This is a genomic window from Marinobacter sp. LV10MA510-1 (assembly GCF_002563885.1).
Taxonomy (GTDB): domain Bacteria; phylum Pseudomonadota; class Gammaproteobacteria; order Pseudomonadales; family Oleiphilaceae; genus Marinobacter.
In genome coordinates, this window is the sequence record NZ_PDJA01000001.1 from 385,750 (window position 1) to 411,020 (window position 25,271).

The following is a 25,271-nucleotide window of genomic DNA, read 5'->3' on the forward strand; positions in this document are numbered from 1 at the left end:
GTGGCTCAGGCCACGTTCGCCTCAGTGAACCTGGCCTTGCTGCGCACCATGCCCAAGGCGTGGGTAATATTGTCACTGGGCGCAGTCTCACCAAACCAAGCCAGCTTGTCGTACAGGCGTACTACATTACCCACAATAATCAACGCGGGCGCCGGCAGTTGCGCCTGCTCCTGTTTGGCGGCGATATCGGCCAAAGTGCCAATCAGCACTTTCTGATCGACTGCGGTACCGCGGGAGACAATGGCAATCGGTGTATCTGGCGCGCGGCCATGAGCCATCAGGCCGGCACTGAGTTGCGGCAGTGTGTGCAGCCCCATATAGAACACGACTGTTTGATTGGGCTGTATCAGTTCTTTGTAATCGAGGGCTTGTTGTCGGTTTTTTAACTGGCCGGTCACAAACTTGACTGACTGGGCATAGCCACGGTGGGTCAGTGGGATGCCGGCGTAGGTCGAACACGCGCTGGCGGCGGTAATGCCCGGTACCACCTGGAACGGTATGCCATGGGCTTTGAGCTCTTCCAGTTCTTCACCGCCGCGTCCGAAAATAAACGGATCACCGCCTTTAAGCCGCACTACCCGCCGCCCCAGTTTGGCGTGTTTCACCAGCAGAGCATTAATGTCGTCTTGCGGCACCGTGTGATGATCTCGACGCTTGCCGACGTAAATCAAGTCGGCGTCGCGCCGGCACAAATCCAGCACCCCTGGCGATACCAGATTGTCGTAAAACACCACGTCAGCCTGCTGCATCAGACGCAGCGCCTTAAACGTCAGCAGCTCCGGATCACCCGGGCCAGCACCGACCAGATACACCTCGCCGGTTTTATGGCCAGCGTCGCCCCGGTTGATGGCCGACACCAGCATGGATTCGGCTTCGTCATGGCGACCAGAAAACACCTTTTCGGCAATTTGTCCTTCCAGCACGTTTTCCCAGAATTGACGACGGTCATTCAGCGAATTGAAACGCGCCTTAACCCGATCGCGAAAGCGCCCGACCAAACCACCCAGGCTGCTGTAACCCTTGGGGATCAGGGTTTCCAGGCGAGCCCTTAATAGCCGCGCCAGCACCGGTGACTGCCCGCCGGAGGTAATGCCAATCACAATGGGCGAGCGGTCGACGATGGCTGGAAATATGAAGCTGCATAGCTTGGGCGTATCCACCACGTTGATGGGGATATTTCGCGCTACCGCCTCGGCGTGAACCTGACGGTGCAACTCGGCGTCGTCGGTGGCGGCGACCACCAGGGTTTTCCCCTCCAGCAGGTCGCTGTGATAATCCCCCAAAATGATCTCGTCTCGGTCATCGGTCAGCAGAGCCCGAAGTTCCTCATCGACGGCGTGGGAAATCACAGTCAGGCCAACACCTGCGCGTTTGAGCAGGCGAGCCTTGCGCAGGGCGATATCACCACCGCCCACCAGTAACACCTGGCGATCGTTCAAATTGAAAAACAGTGGTAAAAAATCCATGGCAGCCTCCCGGAATGAGCAGTATCAGAGCTTAGTGTGTAACCCGCACTCGCGGGTTTCCAGCGCTTTGGTGGGGTCGAAATAATCGTGTTCGTCGGGCAACTGGTGCGCGGCCAGGTAGGCATCCAGGTCGGCGCTGGTCAGGTTAAATAAAGGTGCTACTTTCACAATGCCGCTTTTGCTGGTGGAGACGATGTCCAGCGATTGGCGGAAATCGGTTTGGTCTTTGCGGATGGCGTTAAACCACACATCCGGCTTAATTTCTGCCAGGGCCCTGGCGAAGGGTTCCAACTTCACTTGGCGGGTAAATTCCTCGTGGAGCGGCTGGTCAATCTCAGGTATGCCCTGCATCAGCACGTTGCGCCGGGCAGCGGTTTGCTGCGGTATAAACGTGCGCACATTCAGTTTCAGCTGAGCAATCAGTTTTTCTGCAAAACGATAAGTGGCAGAGGTGTTGTAACCCGAATCGATCCATATCACCTGAATGTCCGGCCGGGCTTGAACCGCCATGTGCAGGATCACGGCTTCGTAAGGACCGAAGTTGGTCGTGACGACCGGATTGTGCGCCTGCGTTAAGGCCCACGTTATGATTTCCTGGGGCCGGTTGTTGGCAAGCTGTTGGTTGGCCGTAGCCACATCAAGCGTCATGGTGTCGATGTCCTTTGACTAAAAAAATCAGCGCTGTAAACAGCGACGAATAAAATGTTTGAAGGCGATCAAAGCCGTGTTTAGCGACGAAAAACCGGCCGCGGATCCGCCGTCGTACCCTGATAATTAACGCTAATCTCGGAAAATGCCTGAAGATGATCGGTTTGGAAACTCTCGTCATTGATGGCGAAGGCGTTGAATCCGGAGCTTTGCATTAGCGCCAAGCGATCGCGGGTAACATGGCCAAGAGCTCGAATTTGCCGATTAAAACCGCTACGCACCAACTGGCGGGCGATGCTGAATCCGCGGCCATCGCGAAACGTCGGGAATTCGATGGCAATCAGGTCGAGTTGGCTGTGGTCGGCGTAAAGCGCCGCCAGGTTATCATCACCATTCACAATCACGCCCAGAGGGCTGTTGCGCAGCTGTAGTGCCTCCCGGTTTTGCCGGTACCAAATGAGGGGCACAGCAACAGGCCCATTTTCGGGTAATGGTGATCCCTCGTCGAGAGCCGCCTGGTCCAGTAATTGCCAGGGGTCTTCGGTCACAATGCGCTGGTTAATGAGCAGTGGCATACACGCGTTCCTTAAAAGGTTTGATACCCACACGTAGCACTACCTGCGCAAACGATTCGTCTTCGCGGCGCTGGTCAACGTACACGGCCAGAATTTTTTCCACGGTGAGAGCAACGTCGCTCGCCGGTACCGACCTTCCCAGAATCTTGCCCAGACGCGCGTCTTCTTTGGACGACCCGCCGAGTGAAATCTGATACCAGTCTTCGCCCTTTTTATCCACGCCCAGAATGCCGATGTCGGCGACGTGGTGATGGGCACAGGCGTTGATGCAGCCAGACATGTTCAGTCGGATTTCGCCCAGATCGTACAGATGATCCATATCGTCAAAATGCTGATTAATCTGGTCCGAAATGTTCAACGTGCGGGCGTTGGCGAGAGAGCAAAAATCAAACCCCGGGCACACAATCATGTCGGTCAGCGTGCCAATGTTGGAACGCGCCAGATTGTTCGCCGCCAGCGCCTGCCACACTGTGTAAAGGTCGCCCTCGCGCACATCGGTCAGCACCAAATTCTGGTGGTGGGTGGCGCGAGTTTCGCCAAAGCTATAACGATCAGCCAGGTCTGCAACCGCATCCATCTGGCTGTCGGTGATGTCGCCAGGGGCTTCCAGATACGGTTTCAGCGAAACAATGGCAATGCGGTAACCGTCGACCCGGTGAGCCAGAGTGTTGTGGCGGTACCAGGCGTTGAACTCAATGTCGGTTGCCAGTGAATGACTTAAAGACGCGTGGGCGTCGGCGCTGGCGGCGTTGGCATCGTAATCAGGCAGGGTGAAAAACGATTTGGCACGGGCAATTTCGGCATCGGTGAGTGTCAACTCGCCATCGCGGATGTGGGCCCATTCCTCCTCGACCAGGCGGCGGAATTCGTCGGGGCCCAGAGCTTCCACCAGAATCTTGATGCGCGCCTTATACTTGTTGTCGCGGCGGCCCTTGAGGTTGTACACCCGCAAGATAGCGTCCAGATACGACAACAGATGCTGTTTGGGCAGGAACTTACGAATACTCTTGCCGATGATGGGCGTGCGGCCCAGCCCTCCGCCGACCAGCACTTCAAAGCCTATTTCGCCATCGGCGTTTTGCGCCATTTGCAGGCCAATATCGTGCACCTGAGAGGCTGCGCGGTCTTCCGTTGCGCCGGTGACGGCAATTTTGAATTTCCGCGGCAGGTAAGCAAATTCTGGATGCAGGGTGGACCACTGGCGGATAATTTCGCAGTAGGGGCGCGGATCTTCAAGTTCGTTTTCCGCTACACCGGCGTAGGGATCGGTGGTGGTGTTACGAATGCAATTGCCCGAGGTTTGAATGGCGTGCATCTGCACCTGCGCCAGTTCCGCCAGAATATCGGGTACCGCAGCTAACTCTGGCCAGTTGAACTGAATGTTGGTGCGAGTGGTGAAGTGGCCATAGCCGCGGTCGTAAGTGCGGGCAACGTGAGCCAATTTGCGCATCTGGGTTGACGATAAAAGTCCGTAAGGGACAGCCACACGCAGCATGGGAGCCTGGCGCTGAATGTAAAGGCCGTTCATCAGCCGCAGCGCAGAAAATTCATCCTCCGGCAGTTCGCCGTTCAGAAACCGGCGGGTCTGGTCGCGAAATTGCTCCACCCGTTCGTCGACCAGTGTCTGGTCAATCTGATTGTACTGATACATGACTGTTTCACCGCCTTGTGTAAATTTCTACAGCAATCATACGCAATGCTCTTTATTCTTTATAATGATATTTATTGATTTTGATATTCATATATCGAATATTAAGGGTTACCTCGGTAAAACTTTCATTATTCTAAAAAAGAATAAATAAACGTTTATTTATTCTTTTAAAATCTTATTTTCCTTTGTAATACTGCTTGGCACATTCGGCCGGTGGTATCCGCTGGCCTTCTAAACCGTTGATTTACGCAGGCCGCCGTTAATGACTTCTTTGCCAGAACGCCGTCTTACCCACCTGAAGCAGCTGGAGGCTGAAAGCATCCAGATTATTCGTGAAGTCGCTGCGGAGTTTGACAATCCGGTGATGCTGTACTCGGTGGGAAAAGACTCGGCGGTCATGCTTCACCTTGCCCGCAAAGCGTTTTTTCCGGGCACCCCGCCGTTTCCACTGTTGCACGTAGACACCACCTGGAAATTCCGTGAAATGATCGAATTTCGCGACCGCATGGCCGCGCAGTCGGGCATGGAACTGCTGGTGCACATCAACCAGGAGGGCGTAGACATGGGGGTCGGGCCTTTTTCCCACGGCTCGGCCACGCATACCGACATAATGAAAACCCAGAGCCTGAAGCAGGCGTTGAACAAGTATGGCTTTGACGCTGCTTTCGGCGGTGCCCGCCGTGATGAAGAAAAATCCCGCGCCAAAGAGCGGGTGTTCTCATTCCGCGATAAGCATCACCGCTGGGACCCGAAAAATCAGCGGCCGGAGCTGTGGAATCTGTTTAACACCCGCATCAACAAGGGCGAAAGCATTCGCGTATTTCCGCTGTCTAATTGGACAGAACTGGATATCTGGCAATACATCTTTCTGGAAAGCATTCCGATTGTGCCTTTGTACTTTGCAGCCCTGCGGCCAGTGGTTACCCGCGATGGCATGATGATCATGGTGGACGACGAGCGCCTGCCTCTGAACCCGGGCGAAGAGCCGGAACTGCGTAAGGTCAGGTTCCGCACTCTGGGCTGTTACCCGTTAACCGGAGCGGTGGATTCCGAGGCCGATACGTTGCAGGACATTATTCAGGAAATGCTGCTAACACGAACCTCCGAGCGCCAGGGGCGGGCGATAGATCGCGATGGAGCAGGCTCTATGGAAAAGAAAAAAATGGAAGGATACTTTTAATGAGCCACCAGTCTGACTTGATTGCCGATGATATCGAAGCCTACCTGCACCAGCACGAAAACAAGGAACTGCTGCGCTTTCTGACGTGCGGCAGCGTAGACGACGGCAAATCTACCCTGATTGGACGGCTGCTGCACGACTCCAAAATGATTTATGAAGACCAACTGGAGGCGCTCCACAACGACAGCGCACGGGTGGGTAATGCTGGTGACGAGCTTGATTTGGCGTTGCTGGTGGACGGCTTGCAGGCCGAGCGCGAGCAGGGCATCACCATTGATGTGGCCTATCGTTATTTCTCGACCGCTCGGCGTAAATTCATCATCGCCGACACCCCGGGCCACGAACAGTACACTCGCAATATGGCCACCGGCGCCTCCACCTGCGACCTGGCCATTATTTTGATTGACGCCCGCCACGGCGTGCAGGTGCAAACCCGTCGCCACAGTTTCATTGTGTCGCTGCTGGGACTGAAGCATACGGTAGTGGCCATCAACAAAATGGATTTAGTAGATTACAGCGAGGAGCGCTACGAGCAGATCAAGGCTGATTATTCGGCGTTTGCCAGTCAGCTGGACTTGCCAGACATCCAGTTTGTGCCTTTGTCGGCGCTAAAAGGCGACAACGTGGTTAATCGTTCAGAGTTCATGCCCTGGTATCGGGGGCAAGCGCTGATGGAAACTCTGGAAAGTGTGGAGATTGTTCGCGATCAGAATTTCGACACGCTGCGTTTTCCGGTGCAGTACGTGAACCGCCCCAACAGGGACTTCCGCGGTTACTGCGGCACCCTGACCGCTGGGGTGGTTCGCCCGGGTGACGACGTAACGGTGTTGCCGTCCGGTAAGTCATCAAGGGTGAAATCCATCGTGACCTACGACGGCGAGCTGAGCGAAGCCTTCCCGCCTATGTCGGTGACGTTGACGCTGGAAGATCAGATTGATATTTCCCGTGGCGACATTCTGGTGCACAGCAAACAGATACCGCAAACGACGGACCGCTTTGATGCCACGTTGGTGTGGATGGCCGAGCAGCCGCTGGTACAGGGAAAAACGTACGACATAAAACTGTTGACCGGCCGCGTGGCTGGAGCCGTGACCGCCGTTCGCCATCGAGTGGATGTAAACTCGTTACACAAGACCGAGGCCAATACTCTGGCGCTGAACGAAATCGGTCTTTGCGAACTAACGCTGGAACAGCCTGTGTTGGCGGATAACTACAAAGAATTTCGCAGCACCGGGTCGTTTATTGTGGTGGATCGCCTAACCCACACCACAGTGGCAGCGGGTATGATTCTGCCCGGCTCGCAGCAACAAGGCTACACGCTGCACCAGATCGCACAGGTGACCACAGCGCAAAAAGCCCGACGCTTTGGCCAGCAAGCCGCGGTGATATACATAAAAGGCGAGGCGAACGCCGCCCGCACGCTGGTTCATACCCTGGAAAAAGTGCTGTTTGATGACGGCCGCGCCGTCGTAACGCTGCACCATGACAACCTGCAATACAGTGAAAGCGTCAAAGCACCGCTGGCTCTGGCACTTAAAGCCAACGGCCTGCTGGTGCTGACCGATACCGACACTGGCCACAGCGATCTGACTCTAATCCTGGCGGATTTGCCCGAGCAGGGCGGGCAAGTTGCAGCTGCACTAGAGCAGCTGCGCGAGCACAAAATCCTGTAAAGGAGGTGCTGTTTTTAGAGTGCTATTTCTGCGGGGGCAGTTCATCGCGGCTGGCTTTTTTCTGCTCCCACAAAATTTCCTCCGCGCCCTCGCGCCGTGCCAGCACCCGTGAGGCTACAAACAGCAAGTCAGACAAGCGATTCAGGTACTGCCGCGCCAGCGGGTTGATAGAGTCTTCATGGCTTAGCGCCACTACAACACGCTCGGCACGGCGGCACACGGCACGGGCCATGTGGCACTGAGCTGCGGCCGGGCTGCCACCGGGCAGAATAAAGTTCTTCAACGGCGGCAGTGATTCGTTCCACTCATCCAACAAGCCTTCTAGCCAGCTGATGTGCTGCTCGCTGATCACAACGCTACCCGGAATCGCAAACTCACCACCCAGGTCAAACAGGTGATGCTGAATGCGGCGCATGGGCTCAAACAGCGCATCATCGCTGTCCAGCATCTCAACCAGCAGGCCCATGTGACAGTTCAGTTCATCCGCCGTACCCATGGCTTCAACGCGCTGGGCGCTCTTGGCAATGCGGTTACCATCGGCCAGACCGGTAGAGCCATCGTCTCCGGTGCGGGTGTAGATTTTTGACAGGCGGTTGCCCATGGAATTCTCCTGATTGGTTAAAACGCTAGCCTAGTTGGTTGAAATGCTAGCCCGATTGGTTGAAATTCTAAAGAGCTTGTACTCGCTGAACCAGCATTTGGTTTACCGGTGTGGCAATCCTGTGGCGCTGCCCACACTGCACAAGGTAACCATTAATAAAATCGATCTCGGTTTTACGCCCTGCGTTTGCATCCGCACGCATCGACGAGGTATTACTGGCCGTGCTTTTCGCGATCGCTTCAATTCGCTCCCGCAGCGCTTGCGGGGTAGCACGCTCACCGGTATCGGCCTGCAGTAAAGCAGCGATTTCAATGCATAACTCGTCAATCGTCTGTCGATACAGCGGTGCGTCCACTATGGCGCCATTCGGGCAGTCCAGCAGTGCGGTAAACGCATTAATTCCGGCGTTGACCACCAGCTTTTGCCACAGCCGCTGCACAATACTGTTTTCGGTATGCACCTGTAATCCAGATTGTGCCAGCTGCTGAACCACCAATTCAGTATAGTCAGAAGCAGAGTCGGTAAGCGGGCCCACCCAGGTATCCCCGGTGCCGGCATGCACCAACACATCCGGCTCTGGTCGATTCGCCCCCTCTGTAGTGCTAGCCGCCAAAATCGGTCGATCCGGCCAGCGCTCGACCACTGCCTGCTGACTGCCCAAACCGTTCTGGAAAAGAACAACCGGCGTGTCTTTAGCGATATACGGCAGCCAGCTCTCCAGAGCCGAAAGCGTATCCCCGGCTTTGGTGGTAACAAGCAGTAAAGTGATGTCAGTAACCGAACGAAACCAAGGCAGAGAAATACGAGATCGCGTCGGCCCAGGCACAGATTCCGGCGAAGCCGTCAGGAAGGCCTTCCCGAAACCTTGCGCAGCGTTGGGTGGAGTGCGAAGCACTTCACGGGCAAGCCATGGACGGCTTGCCCCGGACCTTTGGCGCGACGCAGGAGCATTAGTGCCGAAGGGCGAAGCAGAGCGTACAAGGACGTATTCACAGCGTGTTTCGGGAAGGCCTTCCTGACGACTGAAGCTCCTCCCAAGCTCAAGTTCGGAACTATCCCCCGAGAGCCGAGGCAAAAACCCACAATGCGAAGACGGCAAAAGGGCGGCCCATAGCCGCCCCATTGAACCCGCTCCAAGAATGGCGATCTGCCCGCCACCCCCGGAACGCTTAACACCCACATTCATCATTTTGCGCGGGATACCCCGTCCTTCAGGTCGGGGAGGGAGTGCGCGTCGTGCGTCAGCGCGACTCGTGTTCCCTGTCTCCCTCCTCCTTGGGTTGGTTGGGTTGGATGTGATAGCCGTAGCCATCCGCTCGCTGGGTTAAAACACAGTGGCGATGAGATATTCCTTGAATAGCACCACTACTTGTCTGGATATTGAAGCTGCCGGTTTTACGAACCGCCACACGACCCAACCAGGTGCCGGCTTTCGTGCCTGTCGGCACAATGGCTCGCACCATGTCGCCAGTCTGAAACCCTTGGACTTTCTTCTGGCGCATCAGATAGCCACGAGGGAAACCGTATCTTGTGAGTCTGGTACGCTGATAGCTGCCACGCCCGGTGGCCTTGATCGCCAAGGTTGGAACATCCCAGCCCTCTACGATCTCGACTTCTCCGACGCAAGCCGCATCCAGCGCGTGTGTCTTAGGAATTTCCAGTCTCTGCCGATTGAATTTCGTGCGACCGCCGGTACCCACTTCAACAGACAGACCCATTTGCTTCAGTGTCTGATGCAATGCCCACCGGGTGGAGTTGACCGCTGAAGCGTCTCTTAAGGGCTTTTTGCACTGTTTGAGGATGCGATCCAGCCTGGCCTGGTGGTTTTTCAGCCGCTTGGACGATGCAAAGAAATCAGCAAGTGGCTGCCTGCCTTTCTCCTGATTGCATGGCCGGCACGCCAATGTCAGGTTGCTGACCCGGTTCGAGCCACCGTTGGCTTTTGGGTCGATATGCTCAATTTGAAGAGGGGTGTCTTTACCGGTGCAGTAAGCGCATTCGCGCCCCCACTTCTCCAGAAGGTATTCGCGGACCTCGTAGCCGAGCAAGGTGCCCTGCTGATATTCGACACCGCTGACTTCCGGGTTTTCCATCTTTTGCGTATCAAACCGAACCAGTTCCTGGCTGATAGATTCAACCGGCACCAAAGATCGAAGCCGATTCACCAAGCTTTTCGTGGTATCCACCCGGTGTTGCAGGCTCGGGGCCAGCCAGCCCCTGGGCTTGGTTCGATTCAGGAATCTGGGTGCCCGGTACCTGAGCTGGCTGCGACGACGCCGGCGAAACGCCCGACGTTGCTCCAGAGACTTGCTGATCTGGCGACCGCGATGAGCCAACTCCATTAACGCCAGAACGTGTTGCTTCTGGCCGCTTTCTCGAACCACTGCAATCCCGCTGGTTTTGCTGCCGGGATCGATCTTGATACGGACCGGCTGTGTGATGCCACCGGCACGGTCTTTCAGCCGGATCGTAAACGGATACGCACGCACCACCAAGGCTCGACCACGGCCGAGCAAAAGCCGTGAGCGCTTTTCCGAGCACGGCATTAGTGGTTGCTTGCGTCTATCCAGTACGAAGACCGACATCGTTTTCCTTTCAATGAATGCCCTTACGGGCCTTGTGACGCGAATCTTGCAATTCGTCTCCCCTCGGGAATGTCTACCACCGGCTCCCGCTTGAGCGCCGAACTGAGGAAGCATTCGGCGGTGGGTCTTAGCGACCTGTGATAAACGTAGCGGGTTGGTGTCCGCTTTCCCTGGTCAACCTGGCTTGCAGGGTGTTTTCTACAAGCTCCGTCCTTTAGGGCGGGGTAGTTGACGCCTACATGGCCTCAATGTCAGCACGCTGCTGCTGCAGTCGAGCCGCGTTGCTCTGGAACTCGGTCAGCTTTTCCTGCTCCTTGGCAACAACCTCCGCCGGTGCCTTGGCGGTAAACTTCTCATTGCCCAGCTTGCCTTCCAGCCGGCCAATCTCTTTGCCCAGACGCTCCAGCTCCTTATCCAGGCGCTTAAGCTCTGCATCCTTGTCAATCAGACCGGCCATGGGCACCAGCACTTCCATATCGCCTAACAGTTGCGTGGCGCACATAGGTGCATTATCACCCTCAAACCATTCCAGGCTCTCAAGCTTGGCCAGCGAACTCAGGAACTGACGGTTCTCATTCATCCTGCGCTGGCCGTCTGCACTATTGCCACGGAACAGAACAGGAATCTTCTTCGCCGGAGAAATATTCATCTCACCGCGAATATTACGCACCGCCACAATCACGCCTTTCAGCCATTCAATATCGGCAACTGCCTGAGCATCCTGGCGGCTGCTATCAGCCTGCGGGAACGGCTGCAGCATAATGCTGTCACCGGATTTGCCTGCCAGCGGTGCAATGCGCTGCCAGATTTCCTCGGTGATGAACGGCATAATCGGGTGCGCCAGACGCAAAACGGTTTCCAGCACGCGCACCAGTGTACGGCGGGTGCCACGCTTGGCTTCCGCACTGGCGCTGTCGTCACTCAGTGAAGGCTTGGACAACTCCAGGTACCAGTCGCAGTATTCGTTCCAGATAAACTCGTACAGCGCCTGTGAGGCCAGATCAAAGCGATACTGGTCCAAATGACGGGCCACATCCTGCTCGCACTGCTGAAGGGCGCTGATAATCCAGCGGTCGGCCAGCGACAGTTCCACCGGTTCGCCGTTCACGCCGCAGTCTTCACCCTCGGTGTTCATCAGTACGTAACGGGCGGCGTTCCACAGCTTGTTGCAAAAGTTGCGGTAGCCTTCCAGACGCTTCATGTCCCAGTTTATGTCACGGCCGGTGGTGGCCATGGCCGCCAGGGTGAAACGCAGGGCGTCGGTGCCGTGGGCAGAGATACCTTCGGGGAACTCTTTCTCGGTCTGTTTGGCGATTTTCTTCGCCAGCTTCGGCTGCATCAGGTTGCCCGTGCGCTTTTCCAGCAGCGGGGCCAAGTCGATGCCGTCGATCATATCCAGCGGGTCAATCACGTTGCCCTTGGATTTGGACATTTTTTCGCCGTTTTCGTCGCGGATCAAACCGGTGACGTAAACGGTTTTGAACGGAACCTGGGGTGTGCCGTCTTCATTTTTCATGAAGTGCGTGGTCATCATGATCATCCGCGCAACCCAGAAGAAAATGATGTCAAAGCCTGTCACCAGAACGTCTGTCGGGTGAAAGGTCTTCAGCCGCTCGGTAGTCTCCGGCCAGCCCAGAGTGCCAAATGTCCAAAGGGCAGAGCTGAACCAGGTGTCCAGAACGTCGTCGTCCTGCTTTAGCGCAAAATCGGCTGCCAGGCTGTGCTTCTGGCGCACTTCCTCTTCGCTGCGGCCTACGTAAATATTGCCTTCAGCGTCGTACCAGGCCGGAATTCGGTGGCCCCACCACAGCTGGCGGGAGATACACCAGTCCTGAATGTCGCGCATCCAGGAAAAATACATATTTTCGTATTGCTTGGGCACAAATTGGATACGGCCGTCTTCAACCGCTTCAATCGCCGGCTTGGCCAGAGTTTTGGCATCGGCAAACCATTGATCGGTCAGCATCGGCTCGATGATCAGGCCGGAACGGTCCCCACGGGGCACGCTCAGAACGTGGTCTTCCACCAGCTGAACCAGGCCAGCCGCGTCCATATCGGCCACAATCTGCTTGCGCGCGTCTTCCCGAGTCAGCCCGGCGTAAGCGGCGGGCAGCGAAGCGTCCAGATCGGTATTTTCAGTGCCGTCGCTGTTGAATATTTCGGCTTGCTGGCGGATGTTGGCGTCTTGCGTCAGCACGTTCATCATTGGCAGGTTGTTGCGTTTGCCAACGGCGTAATCGTTGAAGTCGTGAGCCGGAGTAATCTTCACGCAGCCAGAACCTTTTTCTGGGTCGGCGTGGTGGTCGGCAATTATTGGAATGCGGCGATTCACCAGAGGCAGCACTATAAATTTGCCAATCAGATGCTGATAGCGCTCGTCGTCCGGATGAACGGCTACGGCAGTATCACCCAGCATGGTTTCCGGACGGGTAGTGGCAACAACCAGATAGTCTTTACCATCCTGCGTAGTAACACCGTCAGCCAGCGGATAGCGCAGGTGCCAGAAGTAACCTTTCTCTTCTTTGTTTTCCACTTCCAGATCGGAAATCGCGGTGTGCAGCTTTGTGTCCCAGTTAACCAGGCGCTTGCCGCGATACACCAGGCCGTCTTCGTAAAGGCGCACGAACACTTCCTGCACGGCCTTATAGAAACCGTCGTCCATCGTAAAACGCTCGGTGTCCCAATCCACCGAGTTACCCAGCCGGCGCATTTGGTCGGTAATGGTGCCGCCAGACTCTTCCTTCCATTCCCATATCCGCTTAATGAACTCGTCGCGGCCCAGATCGTGGCGGGTTTTGCCTTCTTCCGCCGCCAGTTTGCGTTCAACCACCATTTGAGTGGCAATGCCTGCGTGGTCACTTCCCACCTGCCACAGGGTGTTGTGGCCCTGCATGCGCTTGTAGCGGGTGAGGGTGTCCATAATGGTGTGTTGGAAAGCATGGCCCATGTGCAGGCTGCCGGTCACGTTCGGCGGCGGGATGGCGATGCTGTAAGACTCGCCTTCACCGCTGGGGCGGAAGTAGCCTTTAGATTCCCAGTTGTCGTACCACTGGCGCTCGATATTTTCTGGCTGGTAGGTTTTTTCCATGGGTTTTTACTGGTGACCGTATTGGTGAATTCGAGAGGAGATTTTAGACGCATGATTATACATGGTCGTCGGTGCTCGGGCCATGAGAGCGCTTAGGCTGACATATCTGAAAAAGATCGTAAAAACATCGATTGCAAGGTTTTGGAGTTAGCCTTACGAAAGAGCTATGGTGTACGTTTAATAAAGTTGGTTGCAGGGTTAGGGGTGAGTTATGGGCAACGCGTCAGAAATTTACAACAGGCATAAAGTTGAGATTCGCGAGATAGCCAGTCGCTATCCTGTGTCAAATATTCGGGTGTTTGGTTCTGTCTTACACGGTGAAGACAAAGACGCTAGCGACATTGATCTGCTCGTCGACACCCTGCCGGAAGCAACGCTATTTGATTTAGGCGGGCTTCAAGACGAGCTGCAAGTGCTGCTGGGTGTAAAAGTGGACCTTCTGACACCTGGTGACCTTCCTCCACGGTTTCGGGCAGCCGTTATCAGTGAAGCGCGAGCCGTATGAACGTGTTGAGAACGGCGGATTACCTTGAGCATATTGTCAACTCGTCGGGCGACATTTTGAGCTTCACCGGCGGCTTCTCCAGAGAAGCATTTAAGGCTGACCTTCGGACCGCAAAAAGCGGTCGTTATGAGTTTGATCGAAATTGGTGAGGCTGCCACAAAGATAGCGGCAAGCGATCCTGATTTTATCGCAAAGAATAATGAACTTCCCTGGTCGCAAATGCGCGGTATGCGTAACAGAATTGCTCATGGCTATTTCGATATCGATCTGGATATTGTCTGGCAAACAGCGGTTAAAGCGATACCCGACTTAAACGATCGGGCTTCCCGGTTATTAAAGGAACTGAGGGAGGTGCTTTAGACGCACGGTCGCTCCTGTCTCCACACTCTACTCCCCAGCTTCTAGGCTGATGCGACCCAATGCGTCGCATGTCCGGTTTATACTGAGTTCAGTAGCGATCACCAATATGAGCAAACGTAGAAAAAGATGCTGTAAATCGTGGCGCAAGAATGAGTGCGGAGATGCCGCTTAGCAATCAAACAGAGTAAAAACCTGGAATCGTAAATGTTCGAACAAACTTTCAGAAACATTGATAACGTCCTCTGGAAAGAGGCCGGCTTTGACCACGACAACGCCCTGACAGGCAGCGATCTTATTCAGTTTTTCAGCTTTGATCTTTTTCCCTATTTGCACGGCTTCAAGGAACGAGCAGTCAGCACAGACACTATTGAATAAAAAATCGGCGAAATCTTTGGTGAAATTCGTAACCGACTCGCCAGCGGATACAGCCTGCGCGATGCCTTGGAACTGATCGACGAACTCAGCTTTGGCTCCCAGGCCGAGAAGCACTAGCTGTCGCACCTTTACGAAACTAAAATTAAAAACATGGGTAACGCCGGGCGGAACGGTGGCGAATACTTCACGCCGCGCCCACTGATTCGCGCCATGATTCAGGTGATAAACCCGCACCTTCTACGCCAAGGAGAAAAAGAGCCTGCCGTACATTATCGGAATCATGAATATGATTCTGCACGGTATCGAAACGCCTAATATCGTACGCACTAACAGCCTCACTGAAAATCTGAATGATATTCAGGAGAAGGATCGCTTCGACATTATCCTTGCCAACCCCCCAATTGGCGGCCTGGATGCTGGCTTATGTTGCCTTCAACTTGTCGCCGATAACACGGTTAGAGCGTGTGAACACTCATCGCGCACGCATTTACGGTCAGTTTGATTACCGGCAGCAAGAGTTTCTGGAGTTTGTTTTGGACCATTATGTTCAGCGTGGTGTTACTGAGTTGAACCCGGACAAACTGCCGCAGCTGATTGAATTGAAATATCACCCGGTTCGGGACGCGGTTCAGGAGCTTGGGCCGGTGGCGAACATACGAGATGTGTTTGTTGGATTCCAAAAGAACTTGTACTGAGTGCCTTTGATAGCAGTGCTGGATGTTTTAGGTTTTGCCACTGCTGGCAGTTAATCGAAATTATCGAATAACTGCATCTCCTTAAAGCTCATTGGTAGGTGTCCAATATTCTAGCGCTTGGCTCTGTCGGGCATCGGTAATCAGCGAGGCCAGGCCAGTCTGAGCCGCCAAGGTCACTCAACAAGATCCGAAAACACCTTAGCAAACGCTCTAAAATCACTAAGGTGGTACTGGCAAATTGCAAAGACGATTTCCCAGTTCACGTCGTCGTAGTTGTGAATTATCAGGTTTCGCAAGCCAACCAATTTTCGCATTTTGACCGCAAGTTCGGGCTCAATAATGCCAGAGTTAGCCAGCGCTTCGAAGGCTTCCTCCATAGTTTTGGGTGCTGTTGATTTGCTGTGTCCGGCGAGCCATTGGGAGGCCATGTCTACGCTCATTTGCACGGCGCGCGCGAGGTTCAGTGAGACGATGTCTTGCGCATCAAGGTCTGTCAGTAGTGTTTCCACACTGTCAGGAAGCTTTGAATCTACGCGCTGGATGCAACGCCGAAGCGATTCCAGTTTCTGGGCTACGAGTTGTTCATCCATGAGCGTCACCACCCTTAAAGTATGATTTTTGGTAGGGTAAAAAATCTTCATTTTCCATAATGTTGCGGCATATCAGGACGCTCCACCAGGTTCAACGCTGCCGCTGGTCGTGAACTCTTGCCTCAATCCCCAAAGCCCTCAACTGTTTAAAGTGCGCGCGAGCCTGATCCAAAACCACCGGATCATTCTGAGCAATCAACGCAAGCCGCTTAAATTGATCAGCGTGAGCCGGCAGTTCAGCGCATAGAATAATCACGGTATCCCAGTTTTCCGCTGCCGGCGGGTGTAGCAGAATGCCGACGGGGTCTTTGTAGGGTGTGTTGGTTTCGGAAATTACACTGTGGGGAATGAAGGCATCCGGGCTGAAGTTCCACAGCAGGTCGTCCATTTCCTGAGCGTGTTCTGGGGTGTCGCACACAATGCCCACGCGGTCCCCTTGCTGCCAGGCTTTATTGACCAGTTTGGCGGCGTGTAGATTGCGTGCGGCGGGGGTGTCCTGGCGCAGGATATGGAACCAATAGCGCTGGTTTTTATCCTCCTGTTTGGTTTGGGGTGCGTTAGAGAGCACGGCGGCACCGGCAGCAGCGCTGCCGGTTTCCGTGGTGTGCACAGCAGGCGGCTTATTTGCCGGCATGAGACATCAGGTATTCGACCAGCATGGGCACCGGGCGGCCTGAAGAGCCTTTGGCTTTACCGGAATGCCACGCAGTACCGGCGATGTCCAGGTGGGCCCAACGGTAATCTTTGGCGTAGCGGGACAGGAAACAAGCCGCGGTGATGGTTCCAGCGGGACGTCCGCCGATGTTTGCCATATCCGCAAAGTTGCTGTCGAGCTGGCTCTGGTACTCTTCCCAAAGCGGCAGGCGCCAGGCTTTGTCGTTGGCACGGTCGCCGGCGGCCAGCAGTTCGTTGGCCAATTCATCATTGTTGGCCAGTAAGCCGGTAGCGTGGTGGCCCAGGGCGATGATGCAGGCGCCGGTGAGGGTAGCCAGGTCAATAACCGCAGCCGGGTCAAACCGCTTCACGTAGGTCAAGGCGTCGCACAGTACAAGGCGGCCTTCGGCGTCGGTGTTGAGGATTTCAACGGTCTGGCCAGACATAGTGGTCACAATGTCACCGGGGCGGCTGGCGCTGCCGTCGGGCATGTTTTCAGCGGCGGCGATGACCGCTACAACGTTAATTTTTGGTTTGGTTTCGGCGATCACCTGCATGGCGCCGAACACCGCGGCCGAGCCACCCATGTCGTATTTCATTTCGTCCATGCCTTCACCCGGCTTGATGCTAATGCCGCCGCTGTCGAAGGTGATGCCTTTACCCACCAACACGTGGGGTTTGTCTTTGGTGTTGCCGCCGCGGTATTCCATGATAATAAAGCGCGATGGCTGGCTGCTGCCTTTGCCCACGGCCAGAATGGTGTTCATGCCCAGTTCAGCCATCTGCTCTTCATCAAGAATTTCGGTCTTGATGCAATCGTGGTCTTTGGCCAGCTTTATAGCCTGTTCGGCCAGCCAGACTGGGTGGCAAATGTTAGGCGGTGTATTGCCCAGGTCGCGGGTAAAGTTCATGCCGCGGCCAGTGGCCAAGCCCAAGTTAAAGGCGTCTTTCTCGGCTTTGCCGCCGGCAGAGGCTGTTACGGTTACTTTATTCAGCTTGCACGCAGCAGGCTGCTCGCTTTTATACTGGTTAAACGTGTACAGGTGCTCTTCCAGGCTGCGGCCGATCAGGCTCAGGCGCGCTTCTTCCGACGTCGTAGCGCTGTCGCCGGTTAGCTGGGTGTCAGCCAGGGCCACAATGGCGTGTTTTGAGGGGCCGTCTTTCAGAGCGTTTACCGCAGCAATTAAAGCTTTGCGATAGTTGGCCGGTGTGCGGCTTTCGTCATCGCCGGTGCCGACAATGCACAGGCGCTGCCAATGGCTGTCGGTCAGCGGAACAGTCTGTACCGATGCGTTTTTACCACTGATGTCGCCGGCGCTTTGCAGTTTGCCAATCAGGCCGTCCAGCGCCTTGTCTGCGGCGCTGGTGCTGGCGGGCCATTCGCCTTTCTGCGGTAACGCCAGTACAAGACAGTCAGCGCTGAGGGTGTCCAGGGCTTTGCTGCTTAAGGTAAAATTCATGGCAACTCCTGTTGGTCATTCGGTCAAACAAATTGGATAGAGATCGTAATATTGGGGCAATGCGACGAATTATCAAGCATTGGCGCGGACTTGTGACTTGTTTGCCGGGCGCGGCGCGGTCCTGTCAATCGTCTGCAAGGTTACTTAGAATAGCCGCTGCTGGCGTTTTCCTCCATCAATGGGCGCCGTTACCGGCTCGGCCAGAGAGACTGCTTTGACTATTATTTTTCGCTATCTCATCCGTCAGATCATGATCAGCATGATTGCTGTGTCCGCCATTTTGCTGTTGGTGTTCATGAGCGGGCGTTTTTTAAAGTATTTGGGTAATGCGGCAGAAGGTGAAATTTCTGCTGGCGTGCTGTTCTCGGTGATGGCCTATCGGTTTCCCGGTTTTCTCGAGCTGATTTTGCCCTTGGGTCTGTTTATCGGCATTTTGTTGGCTTATGGCCGCATGTATCTGGAAAGCGAGATGACCGTGCTGCTTGCCTGCGGCGTTAGCGAAGGCGATATTTTGCGCCAAACCCTGATCGGCAGTTTGCCCGTCATGTTGGTGGTGGCTGCCATGAGCCTTTATGTGTCGCCCTGGGGCATGAAACAGGTTGAGGAGATATTCAACGAGCAGCGCAAGGCCACTGAATTCGAGCTTTTGGCACCAGGGCGTTTTCAGGACTTTACCTCTGGCGGGCGGGTGACTTACACCGAAGGGCTGAGCGACGACAAGCGCGAGCTGCAGGGTGTGTTTATCGCCGAGTTTGGCAAGAACGGCGAAGGCCTGACCATCATCACCGCCGAAACGGGCACCCAATTGGTCGATGCCCAGACAGGAAGCCGCTTTCTGATTTTGAAAGATGGCGGGCGTTACGCGGGTAATGCCGGCCAGCTGGATTACAACACCACCGAATTCGAAGCTTACGGTCTCAAAATTGTCAGTGGCAAGAGTGGTACAAAAGAGCTGGAAGAGGGCTTGAGTACCGGGCAGCTGATGAAATCGGACGACCCGCAACAGCGAGCGCTGCTGCATTGGCGGTTTTCGCTGCCCTTTATTGTGCCGGTGGTGACCCTGCTGGCGGTTCGGTTGAGCCGGGTAAATCCGCGTCAGGGCCGGTTCTTCCACCTGTTGCCAGCGATGTTGGTGTATATCACCTATCTCGGCCTATTGATTGTGGCTCGTGATGCGCTGGCCGATGGCAAAGTGCCAGAGTGGATTGGCATGTTCTGGGTGCACGGATTGTTTCTGGCCCTGGGGCTTTGGTTACAATTCGGCCCTGCCTGGCTGCGCAAGCGTCGCTTGCAGCGTGCAGAGCTTGCGGAGCCTACCCATGCGTAAGATTGACCGCTATGTGATGAAAACCGTGGGCGGCGCCATGTTTTTGGTGATGGTAGTGGTGCTGTCGCTGGATTTGATTTTCGCGTTTATCGCCGAGCTGGACGACACAGCCAATAACTATCAGACCCTGGATGCCCTGTGGTATGTGTTCCTGACGCTGCCGCGACGAATTTACGATTATTTGCCGTTGGGCGCCTTTATGGGCTGCCTGGTGGGATTGGGTTCGATGGCCAGCTCTTCCGAGCTGACGGTTATTCGCGCCGCTGGTGTCTCCATAAAGCGCATTATCTGGTCTGCCATGAAGCCAGCGCTGTTTGTGGTGCTGTTGGGTGTGGGCATTGGCGAATATCTGGCGCCGCCGGCGGAGCGCATGGCGCAAAGTGAAAAAGCCGTTGCGCTGGGTGCAGGTAGCAACGTGGCCGCGGCGTCGGGTTTGTGGCATCGCGAAGGCAATGTGTTTATTCACATGAATGCGGTGCAGCCCAGTGGTGTGCTTTTTGGCATTTCCATGTTCCGCTTTAACGAGCAGCGCCAGTTGTTAGCCGCCAGTTTTGCCGAGCGAGCGATTTACCAAGGCGATCACTGGATTCTTGAAAACGTACAAACCACCAAGTTGGAAAAGCAAGGCACCACCCGGTTGACCCACAAACAGCTGCGCTGGGAGTCTGGTTTGTCGCCCAGCGTACTGAGCGTATTGATTGTAAAGCCAGAGAACCTGGCGATGACTGGCCTGCTGACCTACGCCCGCTATCTGGACGAGCAGGGCTTGAGCGCATCGCGCTATTGGTTAGCGTTCTGGAAGAAGACATTAATGCCACTGGGAACCGCGGTGATGGTGTTAGTGGCAATTTCGTTTATCTTTGGCCCTCTGCGCTCGGTCACTATGGGCTTTCGGGTGTTTACCGGTCTGTTGGTAGGCCTGTCGTTTAAGTACATGCAAGATTTGCTGGGGCCAATGAGCGTGGTCTACGGTTTCGAACCCATTCTGGCGGTACTGGTGCCTATCACGGTGAACGCTGGCATTGGTATTTTACTAATGCGTCGTGCAGGTTAGTGTTGATAGGGGACAGATTTAAAATCTGTCCCCGGTTTGCAGTCACAGCTTTTTCTTTTCGACCTCAACGACAACGCTGTCTGACATTCGGTCGGTCAGCGACAGCCCGTTAATGGGTACGAACAGAACAACGATCGCCGGAACGGAAAATAGCAGGCTGACAGCGCCCAAGTAGAAGCCTGCCAGTAATGCCAGAAACACAACGGCGGCCGCCGTCACATAACGGCGCAGAGCCTGGCTCCAGCTCACCGACACGCCGTCCAGATTCTGAATACGCACTCGCCACACCTGCATTCCAAGTGTTTGGCCCGCTCGGGTCCAGAAGTAGCCGAAAAACAGGTACAGCACCAGAAACAGGGTAAACGTCAGGCCCGGTCCGCCTTCGATCTGCCCGGCTGCCGCCATTTGTTCGTATTTTTCCCAACCGGTCAGCTGACCAGCGATTATGGTGTATATCCAGGTGGCAACCAGGAGCACTGCAATGCTGATAAGTGCATCGTAAGTAATGGCCAGGCCACGTTTCAGTCCGGTTGCTGGCGGCAAAAGCACGTCGGCATTGTGAAAGCGTTTGGGCATGCGGTCTCCGGTGATGTTTCACGTTTTTCAGGATGTCGGCGTGTGCTAGAGTAGCCGATTTGTACAATCATGTAAGCATCCGAATTCAATCGCGGACCTGGCGCAGTTTTTGTCGGGTTTATGGAAAGGTATCAAAGGGCTATGAAAACGGCAGAGTTGCGACAGGCGTTTCTTGAATACTTCAAACAGCAGGGCCATGCCATTGTTCCCAGCAGTTCACTGGTGCCGGCAGATGATCCCACTTTGCTATTTACGAACGCGGGCATGAACCAGTTCAAGGACCTGTTCCTGGGCCGTGAGCAGCGTGACTACACTCGCGCCACCAGTTCGCAGAAATGCGTACGAGCCGGCGGCAAGCACAACGATCTTGAAAACGTTGGTTACACTGCTCGCCACCATACGTTTTTTGAAATGCTGGGCAACTTCAGCTTTGGCGATTATTTCAAGCGCGAAGCCATCAATTTCGCCTGGAATTTCCTGACCTCTGAGCAGTGGCTGAACCTGCCAAAAGCAAAACTGTGGATCACGGTATACGCCGAAGACGACGAAGCCTTTGATATCTGGAACCAGGAAATTGGCGTGCCTGCCGAGCGCATTGTCCGTATCGGCGACGACGCCGGCGGCCGCTACTCTTCAGATAATTTTTGGCAGATGGGCGATACCGGCCCTTGCGGCCCTTGTTCCGAAATATTTTTTGACCACGGCCCCGATGTAGCCGGCGGCCCTCCGGGAAGCCCGGACGAGGACGGCGACCGCTACATAGAAATCTGGAACGTGGTGTTTATGCAGTATAACCGCACCGCTGACGGCGAAATGCTTAACCTGCCCAAACCGTCGGTAGACACTGGCATGGGTCTGGAACGAGTGACCGCGGTATTGCAAGGCGTGCACAGTAACTATGAAATTGACCTGTTTCAGGATCTGCTGAAAGCGGCCTCTGCCGTGCTCGGCGGCGTTGCTACCACCGAAGCTTCGCTGCGTGTTGTCGCAGACCACATCCGTTCCTGTTGCTTCCTGATTGCCGATGGCGTTATGCCGTCCAACGAAGGCCGCGGCTTTGTATTGCGCCGGATTATCCGTCGCGCTGCCCGCCATGGTAATAAGCTGGGAGCCAACGGCCCCTTCTTCTACAAGTTAGTGGGTGCGTTGGTTGAGTTGATGGGCGAAGCCTTCCCACAGCTGGTCAGCAGCCACAAACAGATCGAAAAAATATTGCTGCAAGAAGAAGAGCAGTTTGTAAAAACCCTGGATAACGGCCTGCGCCTGTTAGAGCAGGACATTGCCGAACTTAAAGGCGACGTGATTCCGGGCGCAACAGTTTTCGCCCTGTACGACACTTATGGCTTCCCGGTAGACCTGACCAACGACATCGCCCGTGAGCGAGGTTTGACTCTGGATTATCAGGGCTATGAAAAAGCAATGGATGCCCAACGTGAGCGCGCCCGGGCGGCCAGCAAATTCGGTATCGACTATAACGCGGAAAGCTTGAAGCTTGAGGGCGTGACCGAATTTAGTGGTTACCAGAATATTGATGGCCATGAGCGCATTCGCTCGGTGATTGTCGGCAGTGAACACAAAAACGCTGAAGCCGGCGACGAAGCCATCATTGTGCTGGAGCGCACGCCGTTTTACGCGGAGTCTGGCGGCCAGGTCGGTGATACCGGGCTGTTGACCTGGAGCGGTGGCCGCTTTCAGGTTACCGACACCCGCAAAGAGGGCAACAACCACCTTCATATCGGAACGGTGATTGAAGGTGAACTGTTCCCGGGCCTGGAAGTGGATGCGCGCATTGACCATGAGCGCCGTGAACGCACCAAACGTAACCACTCCGCCACCCATCTATTGCACGCGGCTTTGCGCAAGGTTCTGGGCGAGCACGTTAGCCAGAAAGGCTCGCTGGTAGATCCGGACAAACTGCGCTTTGACTTCTCGCATCTCGAGGCCGTCAGCACCGCACAACTGCAGGAAATCGAACACCAGGTTAACCAGCAGATTCTGGAAAACACCCCGGTAGCCACAGAAGTGACAGACATGGAACAGGCCCAGGCTAAAGGCGCGCTGGCGTTGTTTGGTGAAAAATACGGTGATTCCGTCAGGGTTCTGAGTATGGGTTCAGACAGCTACTCGGTTGAGCTTTGCGGTGGCACCCATGTCAATCGCACCGGCGATATTGGTCTACTGCGTATTACCTCTGAAAGCGGTATTGCTTCCGGCGTTCGCCGCATTGAAGCGGTCACCGGTTTTGGCGCTTTGGAATGGGTAGACAGCGCCGAACGTACCTTGCGTGAAGCGGCTAGGCTGGTAAAAGGCTCCCGTGAGTCGCTGGTCGAGAAAGTGCAACAGACACTGGATCGTAACCGTCAGCTGGAGAAAGAAAACGACGGTTTGAAGGCTAAACTTGCCAGCTCGGCCGGCAGCGACTTAGTGTCGTCTGCAGTTGAAGTGGCGGGCTTAAAGGTAGTTGCCGCTGAAATGCCAGGGGCGGACCGCCAGGCACTGATGGAAACGGCCGACCAGCTGAAGAACAAGTTGGGTGAGGGCGTCGTGGTTTTGGCCAGCGTTGAAGATGGCAAGGTCACACTGGTATCGGGTGTAACCAAATCAGCGACCGGTAGAGTCAAGGCCGGCGACATTATGAAGCACCTTTGCGCGCAGCTGGACGGTAAGGGCGGTGGTCGTCCTGATATGGCCCAGGGCGGGGGTAACGATGCCTCCAGGCTTACTGAGGTTCTGGCGGGTGTTGCTGGCTGGGTTGAAAAAAATAGTCAGTAACGCATGTTTTAGCTACGGGTGAGGGTTTATAATCGCGCCCGATTGATTTGACGGGCGGAGCAACTTCCGCCCTGAATCCCGGTCTAGACAGTGGGAATATTATGGCCCTGTATGTACAGAAATTTGGTGGCACCTCGGTAGGCACTACCGAGCGTATCGAAGCGGTTGCTCAGAAGGTTTTTGGTTTTCGCAAGGCGGGGCATGACATCGTTGTGGTGGTTTCGGCCATGAGCGGTGAAACGAACCGCTTGATTGGCCTGGCCAGTAACATTACCGATGAGCCCGGCCAGCGTGAAATGGACGTCCTTCTGTCTACCGGCGAACAGGTGACCATTGCACTCTTGTCGATGGCATTGCAGAAGCTGGGTTGCGAGGCTCGCTCTTACACCGGCTCACAGGTACGTATCCTAACCGATCGTGCCCATACAAAAGCCCGTATTCAGCACATTGATGAACAACATGTGCGTGAAGACCTGGATGCCGGCCGTGTGGTGGTGGTGGCAGGTTTTCAGGGAGTGAACGATCTGGGTGACATTACCACCCTTGGCCGCGGTGGTTCAGACACTACCGCTGTGGCCTTGGCAGCAGCGTTGAAGGCCGATGAATGCCAGATTTATACCGATGTGGACGGGGTTTATACCACCGATCCGCGAGTGGTGGATTCCGCTCGAAGGCTGACCCATATTACCTTTGAAGAAATGCTGGAAATGGCCAGCCTGGGGTCCAAAGTGCTGCAGATTCGCGCTGTGGAGTTTGCAGGCAAATACAACGTTCCGTTAAGGGTACTTTCCAGCTTCGAGGAAGGTGAGGGCACCCTGATTACACTTGAGGAAGATAGCGCTATGGAGCAACCAATCGTTTCCGGCATTGCATTCAACCGCGACGAAGCCAAGCTGACTATTGCGGGGGTGCCGGATACGCCTGGCAGTGCGCTGCGTATTCTGAAGCCAATCAGCGATGCCAATATTGAAGTGGACATGATTGTCCAGAACGTGGGTGAAGACAACAGAACCGCCTTTACGTTCACGGTTTTGCGCCATGATTTCAAACGGGCCGGCGATGTGCTGCGCTCGGTAGCGGCCGAGCTGGGCGCACGTGAGGTCATCGGAAACGAAAAGATCGCTAAAGTCAGTATTGTCGGTGTTGGTATGCGTTCCCACGCGGGCGTCGCTACTAAGATGTTCGAGGCGCTGTCTAACGAAGGTATTAACATTCAGATGATTTCTACCTCGGAAATAAAGATTTCCGTGGTGATTGATGAAAAGTACCTTGAGCTTGCGGTAAGGGCGCTTCATTCGGCTTTTGAGCTGGACAAGCCTCTGGTAGAGGCAGAGGCTTGACGCAATGGGCCTCCGCCCGCTGTTTCATCGTCTAACAGGACGCCCATTCGCAGAACCGGCTAACGCATGTCTCCGTATAAGTGAATGTGCGGTTTT

Annotated in this window: 21 protein-coding genes and 2 pseudogenes; 10 read left to right on the plus strand and 13 right to left on the minus strand. The window is 55.0% G+C overall.

Translation table 11 applies throughout. The annotated features are described in order from the left end of the window. Positions 1-5 precede the first annotated feature (5 nt). From cysG to ATI45_RS01815, 4 genes are all read right to left on the minus strand, one after another. On the minus strand, positions 6-1,466 hold the full coding sequence (gene cysG, locus ATI45_RS01800) for a siroheme synthase CysG (RefSeq protein ID WP_098418021.1): 1,461 nt from the start codon (positions 1,464-1,466) through the stop codon (positions 6-8). 24 nt (positions 1,467-1,490) lie between these two features. Further along, positions 1,491-2,114, minus strand: a complete 624-nt coding sequence (locus tag ATI45_RS01805) for a phosphoadenosine phosphosulfate reductase family protein (protein WP_098418022.1) — start codon at positions 2,112-2,114, stop codon at positions 1,491-1,493. Between the two features lie 80 nt (positions 2,115-2,194). Next, on the minus strand, positions 2,195-2,689 hold the full coding sequence (locus ATI45_RS01810) for a DUF934 domain-containing protein (RefSeq protein ID WP_018403499.1): 495 nt from the start codon (positions 2,687-2,689) through the stop codon (positions 2,195-2,197). Then, the gene (locus tag ATI45_RS01815; protein ID WP_098418023.1) at positions 2,673-4,340 is read right to left on the minus strand and encodes a nitrite/sulfite reductase; all 1,668 of its coding nucleotides are present in this window, start codon (positions 4,338-4,340) and stop codon (positions 2,673-2,675) included. The genes ATI45_RS01810 and ATI45_RS01815 overlap by 17 nt, the downstream gene beginning before the upstream one ends. A 262-nt stretch (positions 4,341-4,602) precedes the next feature. Here ATI45_RS01815 and cysD point away from each other — a divergent pair, with 262 nt between their 5' ends. Next, positions 4,603-5,520 carry a sulfate adenylyltransferase subunit CysD gene (gene cysD, locus ATI45_RS01820; protein WP_014870767.1) on the plus strand — a complete coding sequence of 306 codons (918 nt, stop codon included), beginning with the start codon at positions 4,603-4,605 and terminating at the stop codon, positions 5,518-5,520. Beyond that, positions 5,520-7,019 (plus strand): annotated as a pseudogene (cysN, locus tag ATI45_RS01825) (sulfate adenylyltransferase subunit CysN); the annotation flags it as partial. The gene cysD and the pseudogene cysN, both read left to right, overlap by 1 nt. 196 nt (positions 7,020-7,215) lie before the next feature. Here the strand turns inward: cysN and ATI45_RS01830 are convergent. From ATI45_RS01830 to ATI45_RS01850, 4 genes are all read right to left on the minus strand, one after another. Further along, positions 7,216-7,794, minus strand: a complete 579-nt coding sequence (locus tag ATI45_RS01830; RefSeq protein WP_018403503.1) for a cob(I)yrinic acid a,c-diamide adenosyltransferase — start codon at positions 7,792-7,794, stop codon at positions 7,216-7,218. Between the two features lie 67 nt (positions 7,795-7,861). Continuing rightward, positions 7,862-8,689 carry a ketopantoate reductase family protein gene (locus ATI45_RS01835; protein WP_228735910.1) on the minus strand — a complete coding sequence of 276 codons (828 nt, stop codon included), beginning with the start codon at positions 8,687-8,689 and terminating at the stop codon, positions 7,862-7,864. 346 nt (positions 8,690-9,035) lie between these two features. Beyond that, positions 9,036-10,379, minus strand: coding sequence for an RNA-guided endonuclease IscB (gene iscB, locus ATI45_RS01845; RefSeq protein ID WP_098418025.1), 1,344 nt, complete (start codon positions 10,377-10,379; stop codon positions 9,036-9,038). Between the two features lie 235 nt (positions 10,380-10,614). Beyond that, a complete protein-coding gene (locus tag ATI45_RS01850; RefSeq protein ID WP_098418026.1) occupies positions 10,615-13,467 on the minus strand; it encodes a valine--tRNA ligase in 2,853 nt (950 codons plus the stop codon). A gap of 211 nt (positions 13,468-13,678) precedes the next feature. Between ATI45_RS01850 and ATI45_RS01855 the strand changes: the two genes are divergently transcribed. Then, the gene (locus ATI45_RS01855) at positions 13,679-13,972 is read left to right on the plus strand and encodes a nucleotidyltransferase family protein (protein WP_098418027.1); all 294 of its coding nucleotides are present in this window, start codon (positions 13,679-13,681) and stop codon (positions 13,970-13,972) included. A 126-nt stretch (positions 13,973-14,098) separates the two neighbouring features. Next, a complete protein-coding gene (locus ATI45_RS22355) occupies positions 14,099-14,332 on the plus strand; it encodes a DUF86 domain-containing protein (protein ID WP_218926101.1) in 234 nt (77 codons plus the stop codon). A 168-nt stretch (positions 14,333-14,500) separates the two neighbouring features. Here the strand turns inward: ATI45_RS22355 and ATI45_RS22500 are convergent, their stop codons facing one another. Then, positions 14,501-14,821 (minus strand): hypothetical protein, encoded by a 321-nt coding sequence (locus ATI45_RS22500; RefSeq protein ID WP_416376662.1) that lies wholly within the window; start codon positions 14,819-14,821, stop codon positions 14,501-14,503. Between the two features lie 36 nt (positions 14,822-14,857). Here ATI45_RS22500 and ATI45_RS23225 point away from each other — a divergent pair. Beyond that, a pseudogene (locus tag ATI45_RS23225) lies at positions 14,858-15,209 on the plus strand (N-6 DNA methylase). Further along, entirely contained in the window at positions 15,121-15,402 is a 282-nt protein-coding gene (locus ATI45_RS01870; RefSeq protein ID WP_228706166.1) for a type I restriction-modification enzyme R subunit C-terminal domain-containing protein, read from the plus strand. The pseudogene ATI45_RS23225 and the gene ATI45_RS01870 overlap by 89 nt, the downstream one beginning before the upstream one ends. A gap of 173 nt (positions 15,403-15,575) precedes the next feature. Here the strand turns inward: ATI45_RS01870 and hepT are convergent, their stop codons facing one another. From hepT to ATI45_RS01885, 3 genes are all read right to left on the minus strand, one after another. Beyond that, a complete protein-coding gene (gene hepT, locus ATI45_RS01875; protein ID WP_098421616.1) occupies positions 15,576-15,992 on the minus strand; it encodes a type VII toxin-antitoxin system HepT family RNase toxin in 417 nt (138 codons plus the stop codon). Positions 15,993-16,083: 91 nt separating this feature from the next. After that, on the minus strand, positions 16,084-16,626 hold the full coding sequence (locus ATI45_RS01880; RefSeq protein ID WP_098418029.1) for a DNA polymerase III subunit chi: 543 nt from the start codon (positions 16,624-16,626) through the stop codon (positions 16,084-16,086). Further along, positions 16,613-18,106 carry a leucyl aminopeptidase gene (locus ATI45_RS01885; protein WP_098418030.1) on the minus strand — a complete coding sequence of 498 codons (1,494 nt, stop codon included), beginning with the start codon at positions 18,104-18,106 and terminating at the stop codon, positions 16,613-16,615. The genes ATI45_RS01880 and ATI45_RS01885 overlap by 14 nt, the downstream gene beginning before the upstream one ends. 178 nt (positions 18,107-18,284) lie before the next feature. Here ATI45_RS01885 and lptF point away from each other — a divergent pair, with 178 nt between their 5' ends. Together lptF and lptG are read left to right on the plus strand one after the other, a co-directional pair. Beyond that, on the plus strand, positions 18,285-19,433 hold the full coding sequence (gene lptF, locus ATI45_RS01890; protein ID WP_098418031.1) for an LPS export ABC transporter permease LptF: 1,149 nt from the start codon (positions 18,285-18,287) through the stop codon (positions 19,431-19,433). After that, positions 19,426-20,487 (plus strand): LPS export ABC transporter permease LptG, encoded by a 1,062-nt coding sequence (gene lptG / locus ATI45_RS01895; protein WP_098418032.1) that lies wholly within the window; start codon positions 19,426-19,428, stop codon positions 20,485-20,487. The genes lptF and lptG overlap by 8 nt, the downstream gene beginning before the upstream one ends. Positions 20,488-20,529: 42 nt before the next feature. On the opposite strand, the gene ATI45_RS01900 is transcribed toward lptG, so the two are convergent. Beyond that, positions 20,530-21,063 (minus strand): RDD family protein, encoded by a 534-nt coding sequence (locus ATI45_RS01900; RefSeq protein ID WP_098418033.1) that lies wholly within the window; start codon positions 21,061-21,063, stop codon positions 20,530-20,532. Between the two features lie 141 nt (positions 21,064-21,204). Here ATI45_RS01900 and alaS point away from each other — a divergent pair, with 141 nt between their 5' ends. Both alaS and ATI45_RS01910 read left to right on the plus strand, forming a co-directional pair. Beyond that, entirely contained in the window at positions 21,205-23,835 is a 2,631-nt protein-coding gene (gene alaS / locus ATI45_RS01905; RefSeq protein WP_098418034.1) for an alanine--tRNA ligase, read from the plus strand. A gap of 101 nt (positions 23,836-23,936) precedes the next feature. Further along, complete coding sequence (locus ATI45_RS01910) at positions 23,937-25,175, plus strand: aspartate kinase (protein ID WP_098418035.1); 1,239 nt, start codon at positions 23,937-23,939, stop codon at positions 25,173-25,175. Positions 25,176-25,271 lie beyond the last annotated feature (96 nt).

Excerpts from the sequence above, each read along its gene's own strand:
- cysG (WP_098418021.1), bottom strand. The coding sequence starts at position 1,466 with ATGGATTTTTTACCACTGTTTTTCAATTTGAACGATCGCCAGGTGTTA.
- ATI45_RS01805 (WP_098418022.1), bottom strand. The coding sequence starts at position 2,114 with ATGACGCTTGATGTGGCTACGGCCAACCAACAGCTTGCCAACAACCGG.
- ATI45_RS01810 (WP_018403499.1), bottom strand. The coding sequence starts at position 2,689 with ATGCCACTGCTCATTAACCAGCGCATTGTGACCGAAGACCCCTGGCAA.
- ATI45_RS01815 (WP_098418023.1), bottom strand. The coding sequence starts at position 4,340 with ATGTATCAGTACAATCAGATTGACCAGACACTGGTCGACGAACGGGTG.
- cysD (WP_014870767.1), top strand. The coding sequence starts at position 4,603 with ATGACTTCTTTGCCAGAACGCCGTCTTACCCACCTGAAGCAGCTGGAG.
- ATI45_RS01830 (WP_018403503.1), bottom strand. The coding sequence starts at position 7,794 with ATGGGCAACCGCCTGTCAAAAATCTACACCCGCACCGGAGACGATGGC.
- iscB (WP_098418025.1), bottom strand. The coding sequence starts at position 10,379 with ATGTCGGTCTTCGTACTGGATAGACGCAAGCAACCACTAATGCCGTGC.
- ATI45_RS01850 (WP_098418026.1), bottom strand. The coding sequence starts at position 13,467 with ATGGAAAAAACCTACCAGCCAGAAAATATCGAGCGCCAGTGGTACGAC.
- ATI45_RS01855 (WP_098418027.1), top strand. The coding sequence starts at position 13,679 with ATGGGCAACGCGTCAGAAATTTACAACAGGCATAAAGTTGAGATTCGC.
- ATI45_RS22355 (WP_218926101.1), top strand. The coding sequence starts at position 14,099 with ATGAGTTTGATCGAAATTGGTGAGGCTGCCACAAAGATAGCGGCAAGC.
- ATI45_RS01870 (WP_228706166.1), top strand. The coding sequence starts at position 15,121 with ATGCTGGCTTATGTTGCCTTCAACTTGTCGCCGATAACACGGTTAGAG.
- hepT (WP_098421616.1), bottom strand. The coding sequence starts at position 15,992 with ATGGATGAACAACTCGTAGCCCAGAAACTGGAATCGCTTCGGCGTTGC.
- ATI45_RS01880 (WP_098418029.1), bottom strand. The coding sequence starts at position 16,626 with ATGCCGGCAAATAAGCCGCCTGCTGTGCACACCACGGAAACCGGCAGC.
- ATI45_RS01885 (WP_098418030.1), bottom strand. The coding sequence starts at position 18,106 with ATGAATTTTACCTTAAGCAGCAAAGCCCTGGACACCCTCAGCGCTGAC.
- lptF (WP_098418031.1), top strand. The coding sequence starts at position 18,285 with ATGGGCGCCGTTACCGGCTCGGCCAGAGAGACTGCTTTGACTATTATT.
- lptG (WP_098418032.1), top strand. The coding sequence starts at position 19,426 with ATGCGTAAGATTGACCGCTATGTGATGAAAACCGTGGGCGGCGCCATG.
- ATI45_RS01900 (WP_098418033.1), bottom strand. The coding sequence starts at position 21,063 with ATGCCCAAACGCTTTCACAATGCCGACGTGCTTTTGCCGCCAGCAACC.
- alaS (WP_098418034.1), top strand. The coding sequence starts at position 21,205 with ATGAAAACGGCAGAGTTGCGACAGGCGTTTCTTGAATACTTCAAACAG.
- ATI45_RS01910 (WP_098418035.1), top strand. The coding sequence starts at position 23,937 with ATGGCCCTGTATGTACAGAAATTTGGTGGCACCTCGGTAGGCACTACC.